This is a genomic window from Thiomicrorhabdus sp. 6S3-12 (assembly GCF_017571475.1).
Taxonomy (GTDB): domain Bacteria; phylum Pseudomonadota; class Gammaproteobacteria; order Thiomicrospirales; family Thiomicrospiraceae; genus Thiomicrorhabdus.
This window is the reverse complement of sequence record NZ_JAGETW010000008.1, coordinates 47,659-67,926: the sequence shown is the minus strand read 5'-3', so window position 1 is coordinate 67,926 and position 20,268 is coordinate 47,659. Positions and strand designations below refer to the sequence as shown.

The following is a 20,268-nucleotide window of genomic DNA, read 5'->3' as shown; positions in this document are numbered from 1 at the left end:
ATGTGTTACGTAGGAATGGCTTTTTTTACAAAACTTTAAATTGCTTTTTTGGTGCTAAATTTCCATTTTGTTTATATAAGTTGGTGCATTCTGGAGTGTAATAAAATATTGATTTCTAAGAGGTTTTTTAAGTAAATGTTGTGGAATGTTTGTTTTTGGAAGTATGAAAGAGGGGTTTTGTTGATATTTGTTTATTTGATTATTTCAGGTAAAAATCGGAGCCATAAACCTAAGTTCAGGGTTTGAGTTTATTAAGTGATTGAGTGATTTATAGAGCGTGTTTTGAAAGGATTTAAAATGTATGCGGACCGCAAACAAAAACACCCTCGAATAGATACTTCTACGCGAGGGTGTTTTTATCAAAAAGTTCGTTTAATTAATTTGGTTTTTTGCGAAGAAGGTTTGTATTTTCGCTCAAACCGGCAATCAATTTAAAGAACATCGGAACAAACAACGGAGCCAGAAGGGTCGCCGCAATCATGCCGCCGACCAGTCCTGTTCCGACCGAAACACGAGCCGCTGCACCGGCACCTTCCGAAAGCATCAGTGGGATGGCTGCAATGGTAAAGGCCAGCGAGGTCATGACAATCGGACGGAAACGGGTTTTGGCTGCCAGCTCGGCCGCTTCGCTCAATGACATGCCCGTGCGGCGTTTCTGCATGGCGACTTCGACGATCAGAATCGCGTTTTTCGCCGACAGACCGATCAGGGTCAACAGACCGAGTTCGAAGTAGATATCGTTGCTCAGTCCGCTGAACATGACCATCAGCGAAGCCCCCAGCACGGCAAAGGGCACCGCGGTAATTACCGCCAGCGGGATCGACCAGCGTTCATACTGCGCGGCCAGAATCAGGAATACAAACAACAGTCCGAAAAGGAAGGCTTGTGATCCGGAATCCGAAGAGGCTTTCTGTTGATAAGCTTCACCGACCCAACCAAGCTGGAAGCCATCCGGCAAGACTTCCGCAGCCACTTCTTCAAAAGCGGCCAGCGCCTGTCCGGACGAATAACCCGGTGCCGGATCGCCCATCATTTTGGCCGATGCAAACAGGTTGAAGCGATCCACGGTATCGGCACCGGTTTTCCGTTCGACCGTTACCAATGCGCTCAACGGAATCATATTACCGTCTTGCGAGCGGACGAAGACCTGAGACAGTTTATCCGGCGTGTCTCGATAGTCGGCTTCAGCCTGCAGGTTAACCTTGAAGGTGCGTCCGAACAGCGTGAAGTCGTTGACATACAAACTTCCAAATGTCGCCTGCATCGCCGCGAAAATTTCGTAAGCCGATACATTCAGCAGCTGTGCTTTTTCACGGTCTACCAGTGCTTCGTATTGCGGTACGCGGGTATTGAAAGTGGTACGAACCTGTTGCAGTTCAGGGCGTTGAGACGCTTTGGCAACCAATTCCTGAGCGACCTTATTCAACGCTTCGGAACCGGTTCCGTTACGGTTTTGCAGGTAGGCTTCAAAGCCACCGGTCATACTCATACCCATAATGGTCGGCATGCCGATCGGGATACTGAAGGCATTCGGGATGGCATTCAGCTGACCAAACAGCTGGCCGACAATCGCGTCGGACGGCAAGCCTTGTTCCAAACGCTGATCCCAGTGTTCAAGTTTTACGAAAGAGACACCGGAGTCGGTACGGTTGGTAAAGGTTTGCAGGTCAAAACCGGCAAAGCTGACCGAGTGTTTGACGCCCGGATGAGCCAGCAAGGTTTCGCTGACCTGGTCACGCACGTCTTCCATCTGTGCCAGCGACGAAGCTGGAGGCAGGTAGCTGAGAACAAACAGTGTCCCTTTATCCTCTTGCGGCACCAGGCTTTTCGGCAGGCTTTGCAAAGTGTCGTAAGTGACATACACCAGACCGCCGAACAGCAAGATGCTGACCAGGCTGTAGCGCATAACGGTGCGAACACCGGCACTGAAACCTTTGGTCAAGCCTTCAAACCCACGGTTAAAGCCGCGGAACAGGAAGTTTGCCTGCTGATGTCCTTCTTTAAGCATATTCGCGCACAATGCCGGAGTCAGCGTCAGAGCGACAATACCGGAAATGGTTACCGAAATAACAATGGTGATGGCGAACTGTTTATACATTTCGCCGCTCAGACCTTCGATAAAGGCCACCGGAATAAAGACCGCACCGAGAACCAGAACGATGGCGATAATCGGTCCGGTAATTTCGTTCATTGCCTGAATGGTCGCTTCTCTTGGTCCTTTATGTTCCGTGCGCATAATCCGTTCGACGTTTTCGACCACGATAATGGCATCGTCGACCACGATTCCGATGGCCAGAATCATGCCGAACAGCGTCAGCTGGTTGATCGAAAAGCCGAGCAGATACATACCGACGAAAGTACCGACAATCGATACCGGAATCGCCAGTACAGGGATCAGAGTGGCACGCCAGTTCTGTAGGAAAAGGAATACCACCAGTACGACCAGAATCAGAGCTTCAACCAGCGTATACAGCACCTTGTCGATCGAAATCTTAACGAATTCGTTGGTGTCGTACGGAATGGAGTAGTCCAGTCCCTGGGGGAAACGCTCGGCCAATTCGGCCATTTTAGCGTCGACTATTTCACCGGTTTCTAGCGCGTTGGCACCCGGCTGCAGGAAAACACCCATCGGAACGGTCGGTTTGCCGTCAAAAGTTGCATTGAAGTTGTAAGCCTGAGCGCCGAGTTCGACGCGGGCCACGTCTTTCAGACGCAACAGGGCACCGTTCGGTTCCGAACGCAGAATAATGTTTTCGAACTCTTCCGGATTATTCAGACGACCTGCTGTGGTGACCGTATAGGTAAAGGCCTGCCCGGTTTCGTTCGGTTCAGCACCGAATTTCCCGGCAGCAAACTGCGAGTTCTGCTGACGGATGGCCGATTGGACATCGGCCGGCGTCAGGTCAAACTTCTTCAGTTTGTTCGGGTTGAGCCAGATGCGCATTGAGTAGTCTTTGGAACCGAACTGGCGGACTTCGCCGACGCCCGGAATACGCGCTAATTCGTCCACTACGTTAATCAGACCGTAGTTGGCGATAAAGACGGTATCCAGACTCTCGTCACCCGAATACAGCGAGATAACCTTCAAAATACTCGGGGAGCGTTTGTTGACCTTAACCCCAAGCTGTTGGACTTCGGCCGGCAGTTTGTTCAAAGCGCCTTGCACCTTGTTATTGACGTTGATATTCGCCTGATCGATATCGGTACCGATCTGGAAGGTTACGGTCAGAGTCAGAACCCCCGAGGATGAGGATACGCTGTTGATATACAGCATATTATCCACCCCGTTAATCGCCTGTTCCAGTGGTGCGGCGACGGTTTCAGCCAGGGTTTCGGCACTGGCGCCCGGATAGGTTGCCTGAACCTGAACCTGAGGCGGCACAATTTGCGGATACTCCGAGATCGGCAGGGATTTCATTCCCATGTAACCGGCAATAACGATTATCAGCGAAAATACCGTCGCGAAAACCGGCCGGTCGATAAAGAATTTCGACAGCATTATTTACCTCCCGCGTTCTTGTCGGCGGATTGTGGCGGCAGAACGGTGACAGGGGTTTTAGGACGCAGTTTGATCAGGTTTCCGGTAATGACTTCATCACCGGCCTTAAGACCACCCTTAACTAACCAGCGGCCCTGATAAAGACCGGCAAGCTGAATCGGCAGCATTTGTGCCATGCCTTCTTTTGCCACATAAACAAACGCCTGAGCTCCGACTTGCATTACCGAAGATTCCGGAATACTTGGCATGTTTTGCCATTCGCCGAGGGTCGCTTCAAGGCGAACGAACTGACCGGGAAGAAGTCGGTTGTCCTGATTGGCAAAGGTTGCTCGAACCGGTTGACTGGCGGTTGCGGCATCCAATTGCGTATCAATAAAGTCGACCTGACCTTCTTGGATCTCTGAGCCGTTAGCGTTGATTAACATAACTTGCGGCGTGGCGAAAGGCTTGACCAAACCGGCATCCACCTGCGCCAAAAATGTCTGGCGATCACTGTCGGAAATCGAGAAATGCGCATAAACCGGATCGGTTTGAGTAATGCTGTTCAGCAAGCTGACACCGGCTTCCGGGTTAATCAGGTCGCCGACATCCATCTGACGCTGGCCGATGACACCGCTGATTTCCGCTTCGATTGTCGTATCGTCCAGCTCGATCTGGGCACTGTGCAGTTTGGCTTGCGCAGCGTCACGATCCGCCAGAGCAACCTGCCATGCGGTATAGGCGTCATCGACATCCTGAATACTGACAGACTGTTTCTCGCGCAGCTTTTTGACACGGTCATAATTGATTTTGCTTTGCGTTACTTGAACCTTGGCGCTTTGCAGAAGTGCTGCCGCCTGCTCTTTTGCGGCCACATAGCGGCGGTCATCAATTTGATACAGTTTATCGCCGGCTTTGACCAACTGGCCTTCCTGATAGAACTGTTTTTCGATAATGCCGGTGACACGGGCATGTACTTCAACCGATTTACTGGCCGCCAGTTGTGCAGGGTAGGTAGCCTTGTATGGGAAATTCTGAAGGCTGACTTTTTCAACCTGAACCGGCATAGGCGGTCTTTCCTGTTTGCCTGCAGCAGCATTGCCATCGGCAGCAATGACTTTATTGCTGTGTACCAGACCTAGCATTAAAAAGGAGCAGATTACCAATGGTAAAAACGATTTTCGGTGTGATGTTGCGAGAGAGTATTTCATATAGAGCCAGCCTTAAAGAGTGATTAAGTCTTTAATTATTAAACGAAAAGAATATTCTATACATAAAAGTGTAATTGTCACTACATTTATTTCAAAAAAATCGTATGATTCTTTTATCAATGCCGCTTTAAAAGCATTTTTGGGGATTATGTATATAATATGTGGTGTAAAAATTTGAGCTATTGAAGGGAATCTATGACGCAAAATCCTGCAAATCAATCTACCGATAAAGAACCTGTTGAACAGACTAAACCGGAAGTCTCGACCAATAAACGCGGTCTGGAGCGCCGTAAAAAATTGCTTGAGGTTGCGGAAAAACATTTCTTTTCATTCGGCTATGCAGGCACCAGCGTCAATGAGATTGTCAAGGAAGCCGGAGGTTCCCTGAATACGCTCTATCGCTATTTCGGCAATAAACTCGGGCTTTTCGAAGCGGTCTTCAAACTCAAAACTGATGAGTTGTTTACGCCTTTTGCCCATATGGATTTCTGGCAGGATGATATTGAAACCAACCTGTTTCGGTTTGGTGAATGTCTGCAAAGAGTGACTTCAACCCCGGACGGAATTGCAATTTACCGCCTGGTCGTGACCGAAAATAACTTTGAGCAGAGCGAGATACAGCGTATTTTTTATCAACTCGGTCCGCAGACGGGGATTCGAATCCTTGGCGATTATCTGCAGCGTATGAAAGACAAGGGCAAACTCGATCTCGAAGATCCTTATCTGGCGGCTTCGCAGTTTATCGAAATGATTAAAGGCCCTTTCCTTTATCCGCGACTGTTTGGTGAAACGATTGAAGAGCAACAGTTGCATCAGGCGTTGAAACAGGCAATTCATATTTTTCTCAACGGCTGCCTGCAAAAATAGCCGTCGTTTCACGTGAAAAGAAACAGGGGAAAATACTCCTTTTCCCCCTGCAAGACTTACTTACGAACCCCTTCGATATCCAGAGTCAGAAACACCTCGGTTGAGGCGGGTCCTAAATCATAGGTAATCCCGTAATCGGCCATTTTGAAGCTGGTTGTACCGCTAAAGCCGGAGCGGTAGCCACCCCATGGGTCTTTGCCTTCGCCGATTTTATGAGCGTCGATTGTTAGAGGTTTGGTCACACCGTTCAGGGTGAAATCGCCGGTAATCGTCAATTTATCGCCTTTTGCCTGGACATCGGTGCTGACGAACTTAGCCTGCGGGTATTTACTGACATTCAGGAAGTCCTTACTGCGCAGGTGCTTGTCGCGCTCCGCGTGGTTACTGTTCAGACTGGTGGTGTCAATGGTGACTTGTACCTTGCTCTGATCCGGTTTGCTGCTATCGTAGCTGTAGTTTCCGGAAAATTTTTCGAAACGCCCGTTTAACCAGCTGTAGCCAAGGTGTTTAATCTTGAACTGGATTGCGGCGTGCATGCCCTGAGTATCGATCTGGTAATCGGCCGCCTGAGCGCTGTGTAACGGCGTCGCCAGTAGAGCCGGGGTTAAAAGCAGTGCGCCTAAAGTCGCTTTAATATTCATAATATGTCTCCTTTGCTGGTTGTCAGCATACGTTTTAAAGTTTTGTCTTGGTTTATGAAATGGTGTTTCAATGCAGCGGCCAGGTGTACCACCACCAGTGCGATCAATGTCCATGCGATAATCTCATGGACTTCTCCGGCAATATCCGCCTGTTGCTCGAATTGCCAAGGTAAAGCGGGTATCGAGAAGAGCCCGAAGACACTGATCGCTTCTCCTTCTGCACTGGATATGAAATAACCGCTAAGACCGAGTAGAATCACCAGCAGATAGAATGTCAGGTGAGCGCTCTCGGCCAGAAAATTCTGCATTGGGCTTGTGCCCAGAACGGCCGGTTTCGGATTGCTCCAACGCCATAGCAGACGCAGCAGCATTAAACCGACTACAATTACGCCGATACTCTTATGCAGACTCGGAGCTTCGTGATACCAGTTGTGGTAATAGCTGAGATCAACCATCCAGGTTCCCAGCCAGAATAGCCCGAGCAGGGCAACCGCCAGTAGCCAATGAAAAGTGATCGCTACCAGTCCATAGCCATTTTTATCGTTGCGCCATTGCATTGCATTTCTCCATAATGGGGAACGGATAGCTCTGTTCCTTGATCCATGTTTAATAATTTAAATTTTTTCCAATTAATAGAGAATATGCTGATAATAAAAAGACTTTTTCCATTTAAGTGGTAATGACTAGGAAAATTGCTGAGGATCGCTATGCAACCGGATGTTTTTGAGGGAATGAGTGTCTTTGTGAGTGTGGTCGAGGCGGGCAGTTTCAGTTCTGCAGCGCAGAACCTCGGCGTGTCGGTCTCTTTTGTCAGCAAACAGGTAAACCGTCTGGAAGAACGTTTGAATGCCCGACTTCTACAGCGTTCGACCCGCAGTTTGAGTCTGACCGAAGTCGGCCAGATGTATTACGCCAAAGCGCGCGATATAGTGCGTTCGGCACAGGAGATGGAAAACAATATTCACTCCTTGCAGCAAAATCCGGTCGGTACCATCAAGGTCAGCGTTCCCTTGAGTTTCGGGCATTTGCATCTGCAATCGGTTATTACCGACTATATGCGGCTGTATCCACAAGTGGAACTTCAGGTTGATTTCAGTAGCCGTTTGGTCGATTTGGCGGGCGAAGGGTTCGATGTCGCTCTGCGTTTGGGAGAACCGAAAGATTCCAGTCTGATCAGTCGCAAGGTAACCGAATTTAATCTAGTCACCTGCGCAATTCCGGAGTTTTGGCAGAAGTATCCGCAAATTACCCATCCCAGCCAGCTGCGGCAGTTACCGGCAATCAAATACCATTATCAGCAGGCGCCCTTGATGATGGAATATTTCGTCAACGGTCAGAGCCTGCATATTGATGTCCCTGCCAAGGCGCAAACCAATCACTTGCCTCAGCAACTGGAGCTGATTCTGGCCGGTATCGGGTTCGGTCGCTTGCCGACGTTCATCGCCGACGATTATTTGAACAGCGGTCGTTTACAGGCCGTATTGCAATCCTATGAAATGCCGGTTCAGGGGATTTATATCGTTTATCCGCACCGGCATCATCTCTCGGCAAAAGTAAGAGCTTTTGTGGATCTGGTTTGTGATGCGTTCAAGAAAGAGGTTGGGAAGTAAAGCGGTAAATAATTTTGAGTTTTATTGCTTGAGTCATTAAGCTTGCAGACATCCCGCAGTGTAAAGGACAAGTCTATGTGGCCGGTGCTTCGTTTTCCCGCCTTCAGGGCATTTTTCGGCATTCAGTTTCTTGGTGCCTTTAACGACAACCTCTATAAAAACGCTCTGGTGATCCTGATTACCTTTAAATTAAGCCAGTCCGAAGAGCAAACCGGCCTTCTGGTGACACTGGCTGCCGGACTTTTTATTCTGCCGTTTCTGCTTTTTTCCCCTCTGGCGGGCCAGCTCGCCGATGCCTACGATAAACGCTGGCTGATCCGTAAAATCAATCTTGCTGAAGTCGGTGTGATGCTGCTCGGCGCCGTTTCGCTGATTCAACAGTCGATCGAACTGCTGCTGTTTACACTGTTTCTGATGGGAACCCAGTCGGCTTTTTTCGGCCCGATCAAATATGCGTTTCTACCAGAGATTCTGCCGGAAAAACAACTCATCAAAGGGAATGCACTTTTTAGTGGTTCGACCTTTGTCGCTATTTTGCTGGGAACGATTCTCGGCGGTCTGGGGGTAATGCCGGATGAAGGCGTTTACCTTATGGGGGCCGCGGTGATTGTCGTCGCTTCTTTAGGTTATCTGGCCAGTTTCGCCGTCGGGGAAATACGGCCTCATCCCGGTTACCCAGAAAAAATCCGTTTTATAGGTAATACCCGATCCATTTTTCAGCAGGCGATCCGCCATAAGGAAGCCTTTTTTGCGGTGCTTGGCATCTCTTGGTTCTGGTTTTTCGGTGCCGTGATTCTGAGTCAGATTCCTACTCTGGTGAAATATGGTCTGCAGGCGGACGATCAGGTTGTTGTCTGGTTTCTGACCCTTTTTTCCATTGGTATCGCTCTTGGATCGGCCGGCATCGCTCAACTTTTCAAAGGGCAGGTTCATCTGCGCTGGCATCCGCTTCTGCTGCTTCTGATGAGTACCAGTCTGCTGGTGGCGGTCTGGCTGATTCATCTGCATGCGCCGGTCGACGGAAGTTTCGCTCTGACAACGCTGGGCGAATTTCTTTCCGGTGCCTACGGCTTGGCGTTAAGCGTCAGTTTTGCGTTGATGGCCTTCTTTGGCGGCGCCTATATTGTGCCTCTGTATACTCTGATGCAATGTAAGACACCGGCCGAGCAGCGGGGGCAGATGATTGCCGTCAATAACCTGATTAATTCGGGGCTTATGGTGCTGTCGTCTCTGCTGCTTATGCTCGGGTTCGGATTAGGGCTTTCGTTACTCGCCATGCTGGTTATTTTGGCGGTTGCGAACATTTTGGTGATCGTATTGTTTAAAATGGGTGCAAATTAGCAATTTTTGTGTACTTTTTTAACTTTTTTCTTTTAGGGTGTCATTAAATGAAGTGGTTGTTCAAATCCTTGGCAAAGCTGCTTTTTAAACTGTTGTATCGCGTTGAAGTCAGGGGCTTGGAGCATTACCGGGCGGTTAAGCAGGCGCAGCAGCCGCTGTTGATTATTGCCAATCACGTCTCCCTTCTGGACGGCCCGCTTCTGGATCTGTTTCTTCCCGGTGAAACCACGTTCATGGTCGATAAAAGCCATACCAATAAATGGCATGAACGCTGGATTCTGGCAATGAGTCATTATTTCAGCGTTGATATGCACAGCCCGTACGCGGCTAAACATATGATTGAAGAACTGCGCACCGGTAAGCAGTGCATGATTTTTCCGGAAGGGCGGATTACCACCACTGGCGCAATGATGAAAATTTATGACGGAACCGGGATGGTTGCGGCTAAAAGCGGCGCAATATTACTGCCGGTTCACATAGATGGCGCGGTGCTGAGTCGTTTTTCCTATCTGGATGGCCGCCGTTTCGGTTTTATCAAACGCTTCTGGTTTCCGAAGATCACCCTGACGATTTCTCCGGCACAGAAACTTTCCGCTCCGAAAGGAGTCAAAGGGCATGACCGTCACAGACTGCTCACCGAACAGGTGGCGAAGATCATGCGCGACAGTGCCTATCTGGGGGCTATCCAGAAAAAATCCCTGTTTACCGCTTTATTGCAGGCCAAGACGAAATTCCGCGCCGGTGATATCTGCGTCGAGGACATTAACCATCAAGAGCTGACGCTGAAAAAGATCGTGCTTGCTGCCAAGGTTTTGGGTAAGGCTCTGCACAAGGAACTTAAGGATGAGAAGCGTGTCGGTTTAATGTTGCCGAATGTCAGCGGAATGCCGGCCAGCTTCTTTGCGTTGCAGGCTTATGGCTATGTTCCGGCGATGATTAACTTTACCGCCGGAAAAAACGTGATTCGCTCCGCCTGTCAAACGGCAGAGTTGAAAACCATTGTTACCTCGCAGCGTTTTATCGACGCTTTCGGGCTGCAGGAATTGGTCGAAGAACTCTCGTCTGACGTGCGTTTTATTGTTCTCGAAGAGGTTCGGGAAAGCATCGGTACTCTCGATAAACTCGGGGGGGGCCTGACGTCGGCAAAATCCCTGCCGGGTAATCGTCTTGATCCCGATTCGGAAGCGGTGGTGCTGTTTACTTCCGGTTCCGAAGGTGCACCTAAAGGGGTGGTGCTGTCGCATAATAATATCGTCAGTAATATCGAGCAGATCAGCGCCATGCTGAACCTGATGCCGAACGAGCAGTTGTTCAATGCGTTGCCTACCTTTCACTGTTTCGGTCTGACTGCCGGGATGCTGTGGCCGATTCTGAAAGGGGCGAGGGTTTTCTTCTACCCATCGCCGGTGCATTACCATCAGGTTCCGGAACTGGTGTATCAGAAAAATGCCCGTCTGATTTTCGGAACCGACACTTTCTTTACCGGCTATGCGCGCAAGGCCAATCCGTATGACTTTTACAGTATGCGCGCTCTGGTGGCCGGTGCCGAACGTCTGCGTCCGGAAACCCGCCAGGTTTATGCGGAAAAATTCCATCAGCCGATCTACGAGGGGTATGGTGTTACCGAAACCACGCCGGTTTTGAGCGTCAATATTCCAACCAGCTTCAAGCATGGTTCGGTGGGAATGTTTGTGCCGATGATTGAGCATCGTATTGAACCGATTCCGGGGATTAAAGAGGGCGGGCGCCTGTTTGTCAAAGGACCGAATGTGATGCTTGGTTATCTGATGCCGGATAATCCGGGAGTGCTTCAGCCACCAAGCGGTGGTTGGCATGACACCGGCGATATCGTCGATATCGATCAGGACGGTTTCGTGTGGATTAAAGGGCGCGCCAAACGTTTCGCCAAGATCGGCGGGGAAATGGTTTCCCTGACGGCGGTAGAAACCTATATCAATCAAGCCAGCCCGCAAGGACATCATGCGGTGGTTGCGATTGAGGATAAGCGTAAAGGCGAGCAGTTGGTGCTGGTGACCGATGATCATACCTTAAGCCGCAAAACGGTTATTGATGCCGCCAGAGCGAATCAGGTGTCCGAATTGATGATCCCGAAAACCGTGGTACTGGTTGAACAGGTTCCGGTTCTGGGAACCGGCAAGGTTGACTATCCTGCGGTTCAGCAGTTGGTTGAGCAGCAGTCAAAAGTCTGATTGCCGGTTGTTACGGCCTGTAGCCGGCGGATATCCGTGTTTATTGAATATCCGCCGTTTACCGCCGAACAGGACGGAAAACCGTAATTTCACTGCCTATTTAGCGTTTTTAAAGCTTTTTCTCGACCAGAATAATGCCTTTGTCCTCGGTGCAAGGACTGAGCTGGAAGCCGAATTGTTCGGCCAGAGCCAGCATTCCCTGGTTCTGTTTCAGTACTTCACCGTTCAGTTTATCCAGCCCTTTGCGTCGGGCGTCTTCAATCAGGCACTCCAGTAACTGCGTGCCGATCCCCTGGTGCTGGTAGCCGTCGTGCACGACTAAGGCAAATTCGGCGGTTTTGCCGTCCGGATTGATGCTGTAGCGGGTTACGCCCAACTCTTTGGGGTGACCGTCCTCCTCGCAATAGGCGATAAAGGCCATTTCCTGGTCATAGTCAATTTGGGTAAAACGTACCAGCATCTCCTGACTCAGCGATTTCACGCTCTGCATAAAACGCAGGAATTTGGTTTTTTCCGAAAGGTGATCGACAAATTCGCTCTCCATCTGAGCGTCTTCGGCGCGAATCGGACGGATACAGAATTCCATGCCGGATGAGGTGGTGCTGTGTGTTTCCAGGTGCAGAGGATAAGGGTGAATTGCCATATGAGCATAAGGCACCATGCTTTTTGACGCACGTTCGACGCGGATACGTGCATCGACCGCCAGAACCTGCTGATGATTGGCTAAAATCGGATTCAGATCGAGTTCGACCACTTCCGGTAACTCGCTGACCATTGTCGACAGGTTAATCAGAATTTCGATCAGCTTATCGATCTGTACCGCTGGCAGATTGCGGTAATTTCCGAGCATTTTGCTGACCTTGGTCGAGGCGATCATCCGTTTCGCGATAAATTCGTTGATGGGCGGCAGGGCGCTGCTGCTGTCTTTAAGAATTTCCACCATGGTTCCGCCGGATCCGAAAGAGATTGCCGGGCCGAAAACCGGGTCGCGGCTGACGCCGATAATCAATTCACGCGCGAAAGGCATATTGAGCATGGACTCGACGCTGACGCTGCGGATGTCTTCGTTCGGGAAGTGCTCTTTAACCGAAGCGACCAAGCGGTCGTAAGCGTGCTGCAGTTCGGCAGGGGTCTGAATATTAAGTTCAACACCGCCGCTGTCTGATTTATGGGTAATTTTGTCCGAGTTCACCTTGAGAGCGACCGGGAAGCCGATATTTTCTGCGGCAACCAGTGCTTCGGTTGCAGAGTTGGCGATCATCGCCTGGGTGACCGGGATATGGAAAGCTTTCAGAAGAGCCTTGGTTTCCAATGTGTTGAGAAGTGTACGACCTTCCCGAAGAGCGTTGTGGATAATCTGTCTGGCACCGTCGATATCGCAGTGACTGGTTTCATTCGGTTCCGGAATCTGCTTTAACAGAGTCTGATTGTGATGATATTCGGTAATGAAGTGCATTGCTTCGACTGCGGCTTCCGGTGTCCGGAAGGTTGGGATATGAGCCTTATAGAAGGCTTCCCGTGCCGGTCCAACCAGATTTTCACCCAACCACGCCGTAAGAAGCGGTTTTTTATGGTTTGAGGTTTTCTGCATTTCGATCAGGCTGTGAGCAATCGCCACCGGATCGGTCATCGCCTGCGGGGTCAATAGTACCAGTACAGCGTCGATTTCCGGGTCGTCCATGCAGATTTCGATCGCTTTGCGGTAACGTTCCGGCGTCGCGTCTCCAAGAATATCGACCGGGTTGTTATGCGACCAGTGTGCCGGAAGTATTTCATTTAAGGCTTTTAGCGTCGTTTCACTCACTTTCGGCATCTGAATGCCCAGTTCTGCGGCCAGATCCGTAGCCATAACACCGGGACCGCCGCCGTTGGTGACGATCATTAAACGATTCTGCTTAATGGTTAAATCGTAGGTCAGTGTTTTGGCCGCCGAGAATAGCTGGCTGATGGTTTTCGCGCGCACCACGCCGGTACGTTCGATCGCAGCATTGAAGATGTCGTCCGAGCCGACCAGGGCGCCGGTGTGCGAGATTGCCGCTTGAGTTCCGGCCGGCATGCGACCGGATTTGAGCAGAATAACCGGCTTGACGCGCGCGGCCTTGCGCAGACCGCTCAGGAAGCGGCGGGCATTGGTAATCCCTTCGATATACAACAGAATACTGTGGGTCTGGGCATCGCTGGCGAGATAATCGAGGATTTCGCCGAAATCCAGATCGGCGGCATCACCGGTGGACGCGACCAGTGAGAAGCCGATTTCATTGGTTTCGGCCCAGTCCAATACGCCGGTACACAGTGCGCCGCTTTGCGAGACGAGAGCCAGCTTCCCGGTTTGTGCCTGGTTTTTACTGAAGGTGGCATTAAGGCCGATTTTAGGACGGATAATGCCGAGACAGTTAGGGCCGAGCAGGCGAATACCGAGTTGGCGCGCCGTTTTGAGTAAAGTCTTCTGCAGCAGTTTGCCTTCTTCGCTTTCAAAACCGGCGGAAAGGACGATGGCAAATGGGATATTGGCTTGTCCGCAGGCTTTGATAATCGGCATAATCGTATGTGCCGGCGTCGCGATTACGGCCAGATCGATGGATTCGCCGACATCTTCCAGAGACGCGAAGCACGCTTGACCTTGGACTTCCTTGTGCTTAGGATTGATAGCATAGATTTTTCCTTGAAAGCCGGCAGTCAGTAAATTGTTAAAGGCGGTACCGCCTACTGAGTCCTCTCTGTCACTGGCACCGAAGACAGCCACCGACTTGGGATTAAAAAGCTGAGTTAGGTAATGTGGTTGCATCGACCTGATTCCTTCAAATAAGAATAAGTAAACTCTCTTAGGTTATACATGTTTCTCTATATTAGCCACTCTGAATGTAAAAAACATGACAATGGATATGGTCATCCTGAAAATGCGCAAAGAATCGGTGCTATAGAAGATCAGTTAATTTCTCAGCGACTGATGGATTATATGCTGGTCGAGGATGCCAGGAAGGCGGATAAAGAAGATATTCTGCGGGTGCACACCGAGCATTACTGGGACGTGATGCAAAAAAACCTGCCGCAGGAAGGCAGGGTGCAGATCGATGAAGATACCGCTTTGGTACCGGATTCTATTTCTGCGGCGCTTCATGCTTGCGGAGCAGTATTGGACGGCATTGATGCGCTGATGGAAAACCGTGTCAGCGGAGTCTTTTGCAATGTCCGTCCGCCGGGCCATCATGCCGAAGTTCATCAACCGATGGGCTTTTGTCTGTTCAACAATATCGCGGTCGGTGCTGCCTACGCATTGGAAAAATACGGTCTGGAAAGAATTTCTATCCTTGATTTCGATGTTCACCACGGTAACGGAACGGAAACCTATGCCGAAACGGAACCAAGGGTGCAACTGATCTCCAGTTATCAGAGAGGCATTTTTCCCTTTACCAAAGATGAAAGCGAGCAGGAGAATATCGTCAAGATTCCACTCGAATCGGGGACGGGCGGGCAGACGTTTATCGAAGCCTGGGAGAATACCGCCTGGCCGGCTCTGAAAGCGTTTCAACCGCAATTGATTCTGGTCTCAGCCGGTTTCGACGCGCATAAGGGTGATCCCTTAGCTCAGCTGAATCTGATTGAATCTGACTTTGCTTTGTGGGCCGAATCGCTGCATCGGGTGCTTCCGGATATCGGAAATCCCAAAGCCTTGTCAGTTCTTGAAGGCGGCTATAACTTGCAGGCGCTTGCCTTGAGCGCCGCCATTTATATCAAGGCGATGTCCGGTTTTTAAAGTTTTTGTCTAGCGTTTCCGGCTGGTTTGCGGATAGAGCGCCTGTAACTGGGTGTTTCTTGTCAAGTTCTGTGTGCCGGTTGTTTTAGGTTTGATCTGACCCAGCAGCGTGCAGATTTCGGCTTTTAATTTTTCTGTGTCGGTCGCTTCGATATCCGCAGCATAAAGCTGTTTTTCGAACAGGTGAATTTTCTGTTGCAGAGGTTCTGCATCCAACTCTAAGAGTTCGCTGGTGCGAAGTATGTGCAATTGCGTGTGCAGATGCCGGCGCAGATGGCGATAGAAGGTTTTATCGTCCGCCTGACACCACTGCTGAAAGCTTAAGTCTGGACGGTTGTCGTTATGTGCAATTTCCGTTTGCAGTCCGGCCGGTTTTTGTTTTCTGGCAAGCCACCATAAAAGCAGTGTTATCAGCCAGGCAATAGCAAATAAAGCAGTCAAAAGCGGCCAAATAGGCCAAACAAGTCGGTTATTGCTTTGATTTTCCGTTAAGTTGTTATCAGTTTGGTTCGTATCTGAAGGATTTTTCTGTGCCGGAATTTGCTGATAATCCGGCTGATTTTCAGCTGGTAAGATTGTAAATTCTTTCCCTTCCAGGGTCACCGCTTCGAAGTGTTGCGTTTCGGTATTGAACCATTTGAGTCGGTAGCTCGGAATCTGGATCTCTCCAGGGGCGGTCGGTACGATATTCTGCGTGACTTTGATACGGCTGACCAGTCCTGAATCAAGTTTGTCTTCTTCGCCTTGCGGTGGCTGGCTATAGACTTTGTAAGTGGCTCCGTCAGGCGTTTCGATGGTCGGCAACTGGCTTGCCTTAAGTCCGAATGCCTGCAGAGTGATAACGCGAGTCAGGCTGTCGCCGACGCGGATTTCTTGCGGTGTCTGCTGCCAGTTCTGCTGAATCAGCATGGATTTTGCCGGTAGCCATGGCTGTTGTATTGAATAGGGTTGTCCGTCATCGGCTGCGGGAAGGATCTGCACAGTGATGTCGTTGGCTTGCTCGTCGATCGCTTTCTGACGGCCTTCGACTCTGGCGATTCCGCTGACTTGTGTTCCGGCGATTGTCAGCTCGCCGCTCTGTTGCGGAAACAGAGCGTACAGCCATTCGTGCACCGTATAGGTATTGTCGTCGATTATGGTGTTGTAGATCGACTCGTCTTTGAGTACTTCGTTAAGCGTGTTGCCAAAGTTAATCGGGCGGATGTTGCCGGTTCCGGGCAGCAGTTTGCCGCGGTAATAGAAGCGCAGTTTATACAACAGCTGTTGCTGGACATATCCCGTTTGATGATCGATTTCCGCACGTAAAAAGAAATTCTTTTCTGCGCTGCTGTCGCTGTGCTGGCTTTTTTGCACGAAAAGTTTCAGAGGTTCGCTGTGGATCTTGCCGAGTTTCAGGGATGGTACCAGCAACTCGCCACTTTTTTTCGGCAACAGGCGCAGATGCCAGCGTGTTTTGGCATTCTGCTGGCCGTTTATGAATTCGTAAAAGTTACTTCTCTGCCGGGAGAGCACCTGAAAGTCCTGATCCAGAGCGGAGTAGTCCAGATTATTACCAAGGGTCTGAAAATCCGCTTCGACCCACAAGGAAATAATGTCGCCCTGTTCGATCTGTTGGCGCTCGGTTTTGACGCTAAGGGTATCGGCGTATGCAGCCAGAGTGAGTCCGGTCAGGAAAACGGCTATAAGAAAATTCAGTAAATGTCTGAAAGGGGAACTTACCATTTTTTCTCCATTTGCTTCTCTTCAGGCGGACGTTGCTGGTACTGATATTCGAATTTGCGTTTTAAAAACAGGCCGGGCTGATCCGGAATTTGTTGTAACCAGGCCTCGGTTGCTTGCTGTTCTTCCCAGTCCTGATTTTCGCTTGGCGTGCCTTTTGCGGGTTCGTCAATTAAACGGGACGATCCGGCTTTTTGCGGGGATTGTTGGTCTTCTGCTGATTCCTGCTCTGATGCTATTGTGTTGTGCGATTTTTGCTCTTCGCCTTCCCGTGCGTTTTCGCTTTGTCCATTGTTGCCATTGGCATCGGAAGATGCCTGATCGGCACTCTGTCCGGCAGAGTTGCTATTGTTTTCCTGCTGCGAAGATTTTTGATCTTGATCTTTTTCAGCTGTATCGGTTTCGTTCTGTTCCGATCTTGCTTGTTCTTGTTCTTTTTGGGTTTGTGTTCCCTGATTCTGATTGCTCTGCTTTTCGGACGGAGTTTCTTGTCCAGAAGCGTTTTGCGAGTTGGCGTTCTGTTGCTCTTGCTGATTCTGAGGTTGGTTTTGTTGCTGCTGTTCCTGTTCCTGCAACAGGCGATTGATCAGTTGCAGGTTTTCTTTGGCATCCTGTATATCGGGGTCTGTTTTCAAAGCTTGCTGATAGGCTTTTTGCGCGCCTTTCAGGTCGCCGCTCTTAGCCAGAGCGTTGCCCAGGTTATATTTGCCCCGGGCGCTGTTATCCTGTTCGAAAAACTTGGCCGCCTCCTTATAACGCCCTAAACGGTACAGGCTCGCCGCCCGCCACTGTTTATCCTCGAAAAGGGCTTCCGCAGACTCGAAATTATTGCGGTTGAAAGCTTTATAAGCCTGCTGGTTGTGTGACTGAAACATATTGGCCAGGTCGTCCAGTTGGCTTTCCGCATACGCTGGGTCGGGCACGCTGAGAGAAAAGGTCAACATTAGCGGAGTCAGGGCAAACAGCAGGCCGCGACGGAACAGAAAGGCGATCAGGGGAACGAGCAGCAGTAAAATAGCGGCACCTTCGTCCAAAGGGTGTACGACTTCCTTGTTATTTTCCTTATCTGCGGCCGCAGCCTGAAGACGGCCGGGCAAAAGCCAGTCGAGATCGTTCTGTTCTATCTTAAGTGATTGAATCGGGGCTTGCAGTTTTTGGCTCAAATTGGCAAAACGCTGCACCGGAACGGAGGCTAATACCACCTGTCCCTGGTCGTCTTTGAGCAGCCCGTAGTTAGGCAGGTTTATCGCCGCACCCTGAGCGGTTCCTACGGTTATGATGCGTAAAGAGTAAGGGTTTTGCGCGAACCATTTTTCGATCTCTATAGTCTGATCCGTTTCGATATCATCGGTGATCCAGATTAGATGTCCCTGAGTGATATGCGCTCCTTCGAGCAAGGCTTTGGCCTGCTCCAGACCACTTAACGGATCGGAGCCGTATTGCGGCATAATCAGTGGGTTTAATGGTGGAATCAGGCTAAGCAGTGTCTGGTTGTCTTCGGAAATCGGACTGATGGTATGGGCGCTGCCGGCATAGACAACCATGCCGACCGGCATTTCCGGGTGCTGGGTCAGCAGATCGGTGAGTTTGTATTTGACCCGGTTCAGACGAGACGGTGTCAAATCGTCGGCAAGCATCGACAGGGACAGGTCAAGCACAATCACTGTGCCCTGTTGCGATTTCTGCGCGGGAATCTCAACCGATTTCAGGCTTGGTCCTGCCAGAATTACGCTCATAAGCAGCCAAACAAGTCCCAGGGCGATGAGCCAGAGTTTGTGAAAAACACTGCTTTCGTTGTGCGGCTGAGAGAGCAGAAGCTGGCGGAATTTAGGGGCAATCACCTGATGCCAGGCTCCCTGTTTGGCTTTGACCTGCCAGGCGCGCCACAGCAGCCAGGCAACCGGCAGTAGCGTCAGAAACCACCATGGGCGCAGAAAATTAACCTCAAAACCGAGCATTTAGCCTCCCAACCTGCGCAGGTGCAGCCATGCCAGCAGCAGGCTTAACAGCATCGCCGCGCCGAGCGGCCAAAAATACAGCTCGCTGCGCAACCGGTAGCTGAAAACCTCATGTTGAACCGATTCAAGCTGGTTGATGTACTGATAGATCTGTTGCAACTGTTCGGTGTCGTTGGCGCGGAAAAACTGCCCGCCAGTCATGTCGGCGATTTTGCTCAGGGTGGTGACATCCATATCGGTTTTACTCGGGATCAGACCGTTGAAACCGCTACGCTCCTTGCCCACGCCGACAGTATAGATCTTAAGCTGCATTTTCTGTGCCTGTTCGGCGGCCTTGATGGGATCGATTCCGCTGGTGTTGGAGCCGTCGGTGAGCAGAATCAGCACGGCATCGGTTTGTTTGGTTTTACGCAGGTGTTTTAACGTCAGGCCAATGGCGTCTCCGATCGCGGTATTATTACCGGCCATTCCAATTTGACTTTCATCCAGTAGCGTTTTAACCGTGTTCAGATCATAGGTCAGGGGGCTTTGCAAAAAAGCCTGCGAACCAAAGACAACCAGCCCCATACGGTCGCCCTGTCGTTGGGCGATAAAGTTGGCAACCACCGATTTCACTGCAATTAGACGGTTGACGTTATCACCGCCGAGATACATATCCGCTTTCTGCATGGAACCGGATAGATCCACTGCCAGCATCATCTCTTTACCGCTCTGCTGGAAAGGCGTCGGGGTTAAAAACCAGACCGGGCGGGCGGTGGCGGTTACCAGCAGAAACCATAGTAAAGCGTAGGCGAAAGGGACGCGAAACTTGGGGTGTTGCGGTTCGATTAGATTTTCGCTCGGCAGGCTGTGACCGATTCGGGCGACGATTTCCGGCGCAAAGAGGGTGCTCTGGTTTTGTGCTACCGGTCTTAAAAGGATACGGATTATCCAGGGCAACGGCAGAATAGCGAACATCCACGGCCAGATAAATTCGAAGTTTGCCAGAAGGCTCGACCAATTCATTGATGGTGTCCCTTTATCCAGCGTGCGGCATAGTCATGCCATTGTGCGAGCAATTGGAGGCTGTTTTCGTTTTCAGGTGCGTAGGCCGCCTGCTGGATCTGTTTGATCTGCGGAGGTTGAGCAATATAACCGGCATTTTCCTTTAAGAAGTCAATCCATTGCTGCTGATGCAGTGCCGCGACTCTGCGCCGACCATAAGCGGTAATGGCGACCTGCTTGAGCAGAGCGTTGATGTGCATGATTTTCTGGTTGCTGCTCTGTTCGCTATGCATGATGGATTGCAGAGTTTCCTGTGCCTGACGTCGATAAACATTACGCCGTCTCAGATCGGTAAAGTACCAGATGACACCGATGATAATCGAGGTAATCGACAGGAGCAGAATCCACCAGGCAAAAGCCAGGGGCCACCAGCCGATCGGGTCGGGAAGATGAATGTCGTGCAGTTGCTGTAATACTTCGGGGTTCATCTTTGCC

General features: G+C 50.4%; 14 protein-coding genes. 5 read left to right on the top strand and 9 right to left on the bottom strand.

Annotated elements, in window-relative coordinates; genetic code table 11:
- Positions 1–376: 376 nt before the first annotated feature.
- The gene (locus J3999_RS09980) at positions 377–3,499 is read right to left on the bottom strand and encodes an efflux RND transporter permease subunit (protein ID WP_208127755.1); all 3,123 of its coding nucleotides are present in this window, start codon (positions 3,497–3,499) and stop codon (positions 377–379) included.
- A complete protein-coding gene (locus tag J3999_RS09975) occupies positions 3,499–4,689 on the bottom strand; it encodes an efflux RND transporter periplasmic adaptor subunit (protein ID WP_208127754.1) in 1,191 nt (396 codons plus the stop codon). The genes J3999_RS09980 and J3999_RS09975 overlap by 1 nt, the downstream gene beginning before the upstream one ends.
- Positions 4,690–4,884: 195 nt before the next feature.
- Between J3999_RS09975 and J3999_RS09970 the strand changes: the two genes are divergently transcribed.
- On the top strand, positions 4,885–5,556 hold the full coding sequence (locus J3999_RS09970; RefSeq protein ID WP_208127753.1) for a TetR/AcrR family transcriptional regulator: 672 nt from the start codon (positions 4,885–4,887) through the stop codon (positions 5,554–5,556).
- 56 nt (positions 5,557–5,612) lie between these two features.
- Here J3999_RS09970 and J3999_RS09965 read toward each other — a convergent pair whose 3' ends face one another.
- Complete coding sequence (locus J3999_RS09965) at positions 5,613–6,197, bottom strand: YceI family protein (RefSeq protein ID WP_208127752.1); 585 nt, start codon at positions 6,195–6,197, stop codon at positions 5,613–5,615.
- On the bottom strand, positions 6,194–6,754 hold the full coding sequence (locus J3999_RS09960) for a cytochrome b (RefSeq protein ID WP_208127751.1): 561 nt from the start codon (positions 6,752–6,754) through the stop codon (positions 6,194–6,196). Before J3999_RS09960 ends, J3999_RS09965 begins: the two co-directional genes overlap by 4 nt.
- 150 nt (positions 6,755–6,904) lie before the next feature.
- Between J3999_RS09960 and J3999_RS09955 the strand changes: the two genes are divergently transcribed.
- The 3 genes from J3999_RS09955 to J3999_RS09945 all read left to right on the top strand — a co-directional run bounded on the left by J3999_RS09955 (position 6,905) and on the right by J3999_RS09945 (position 11,358).
- The gene (locus tag J3999_RS09955) at positions 6,905–7,807 is read left to right on the top strand and encodes a LysR family transcriptional regulator (protein ID WP_208127750.1); all 903 of its coding nucleotides are present in this window, start codon (positions 6,905–6,907) and stop codon (positions 7,805–7,807) included.
- Positions 7,808–7,882: 75 nt separating this feature from the next.
- Positions 7,883–9,148, top strand: coding sequence for an MFS transporter (locus J3999_RS09950; RefSeq protein WP_208127749.1), 1,266 nt, complete (start codon positions 7,883–7,885; stop codon positions 9,146–9,148).
- 47 nt (positions 9,149–9,195) lie between these two features.
- A complete protein-coding gene (locus tag J3999_RS09945; protein ID WP_208127748.1) occupies positions 9,196–11,358 on the top strand; it encodes an AMP-binding protein in 2,163 nt (720 codons plus the stop codon).
- A gap of 109 nt (positions 11,359–11,467) precedes the next feature.
- Here the strand turns inward: J3999_RS09945 and J3999_RS09940 are convergent, their stop codons facing one another.
- Positions 11,468–14,143, bottom strand: coding sequence for a bifunctional acetate--CoA ligase family protein/GNAT family N-acetyltransferase (locus tag J3999_RS09940; protein ID WP_208127747.1), 2,676 nt, complete (start codon positions 14,141–14,143; stop codon positions 11,468–11,470).
- 48 nt (positions 14,144–14,191) lie between these two features.
- Here J3999_RS09940 and J3999_RS09935 point away from each other — a divergent pair, with 48 nt between their 5' ends.
- The gene (locus tag J3999_RS09935) at positions 14,192–15,112 is read left to right on the top strand and encodes a histone deacetylase family protein (protein WP_208127746.1); all 921 of its coding nucleotides are present in this window, start codon (positions 14,192–14,194) and stop codon (positions 15,110–15,112) included.
- A gap of 9 nt (positions 15,113–15,121) precedes the next feature.
- On the opposite strand, the gene J3999_RS09930 is transcribed toward J3999_RS09935, so the two are convergent.
- Genes J3999_RS09930 through J3999_RS09915 form a run of 4 tightly spaced genes read right to left on the bottom strand, consistent with a single transcriptional unit; the run spans position 15,122 to position 20,261 of the window.
- The gene (locus J3999_RS09930; protein WP_208127745.1) at positions 15,122–16,834 is read right to left on the bottom strand and encodes a BatD family protein; all 1,713 of its coding nucleotides are present in this window, start codon (positions 16,832–16,834) and stop codon (positions 15,122–15,124) included.
- The gene (locus J3999_RS09925) at positions 16,828–18,789 is read right to left on the bottom strand and encodes a VWA domain-containing protein (protein ID WP_208127744.1); all 1,962 of its coding nucleotides are present in this window, start codon (positions 18,787–18,789) and stop codon (positions 16,828–16,830) included. Before J3999_RS09925 ends, J3999_RS09930 begins: the two co-directional genes overlap by 7 nt.
- Positions 18,790–19,794, bottom strand: coding sequence for a VWA domain-containing protein (locus J3999_RS09920; RefSeq protein WP_208127743.1), 1,005 nt, complete (start codon positions 19,792–19,794; stop codon positions 18,790–18,792). It lies immediately after the preceding gene.
- On the bottom strand, positions 19,791–20,261 hold the full coding sequence (locus J3999_RS09915; protein ID WP_208127742.1) for a DUF4381 domain-containing protein: 471 nt from the start codon (positions 20,259–20,261) through the stop codon (positions 19,791–19,793). The genes J3999_RS09920 and J3999_RS09915 overlap by 4 nt, the downstream gene beginning before the upstream one ends.
- Positions 20,262–20,268: the final 7 nt, after the last annotated feature.

Excerpts from the sequence above, each read along its gene's own strand:
- J3999_RS09980 (WP_208127755.1), bottom strand. The coding sequence starts at position 3,499 with ATGCTGTCGAAATTCTTTATCGACCGGCCGGTTTTCGCGACGGTATTT.
- J3999_RS09975 (WP_208127754.1), bottom strand. The coding sequence starts at position 4,689 with ATGAAATACTCTCTCGCAACATCACACCGAAAATCGTTTTTACCATTG.
- J3999_RS09970 (WP_208127753.1), top strand. The coding sequence starts at position 4,885 with ATGACGCAAAATCCTGCAAATCAATCTACCGATAAAGAACCTGTTGAA.
- J3999_RS09965 (WP_208127752.1), bottom strand. The coding sequence starts at position 6,197 with ATGAATATTAAAGCGACTTTAGGCGCACTGCTTTTAACCCCGGCTCTA.
- J3999_RS09960 (WP_208127751.1), bottom strand. The coding sequence starts at position 6,754 with ATGCAATGGCGCAACGATAAAAATGGCTATGGACTGGTAGCGATCACT.
- J3999_RS09955 (WP_208127750.1), top strand. The coding sequence starts at position 6,905 with ATGCAACCGGATGTTTTTGAGGGAATGAGTGTCTTTGTGAGTGTGGTC.
- J3999_RS09950 (WP_208127749.1), top strand. The coding sequence starts at position 7,883 with ATGTGGCCGGTGCTTCGTTTTCCCGCCTTCAGGGCATTTTTCGGCATT.
- J3999_RS09945 (WP_208127748.1), top strand. The coding sequence starts at position 9,196 with ATGAAGTGGTTGTTCAAATCCTTGGCAAAGCTGCTTTTTAAACTGTTG.
- J3999_RS09940 (WP_208127747.1), bottom strand. The coding sequence starts at position 14,143 with ATGCAACCACATTACCTAACTCAGCTTTTTAATCCCAAGTCGGTGGCT.
- J3999_RS09935 (WP_208127746.1), top strand. The coding sequence starts at position 14,192 with ATGTTTCTCTATATTAGCCACTCTGAATGTAAAAAACATGACAATGGA.
- J3999_RS09930 (WP_208127745.1), bottom strand. The coding sequence starts at position 16,834 with ATGGTAAGTTCCCCTTTCAGACATTTACTGAATTTTCTTATAGCCGTT.
- J3999_RS09925 (WP_208127744.1), bottom strand. The coding sequence starts at position 18,789 with ATGCTCGGTTTTGAGGTTAATTTTCTGCGCCCATGGTGGTTTCTGACG.
- J3999_RS09920 (WP_208127743.1), bottom strand. The coding sequence starts at position 19,794 with ATGAATTGGTCGAGCCTTCTGGCAAACTTCGAATTTATCTGGCCGTGG.
- J3999_RS09915 (WP_208127742.1), bottom strand. The coding sequence starts at position 20,261 with ATGAACCCCGAAGTATTACAGCAACTGCACGACATTCATCTTCCCGAC.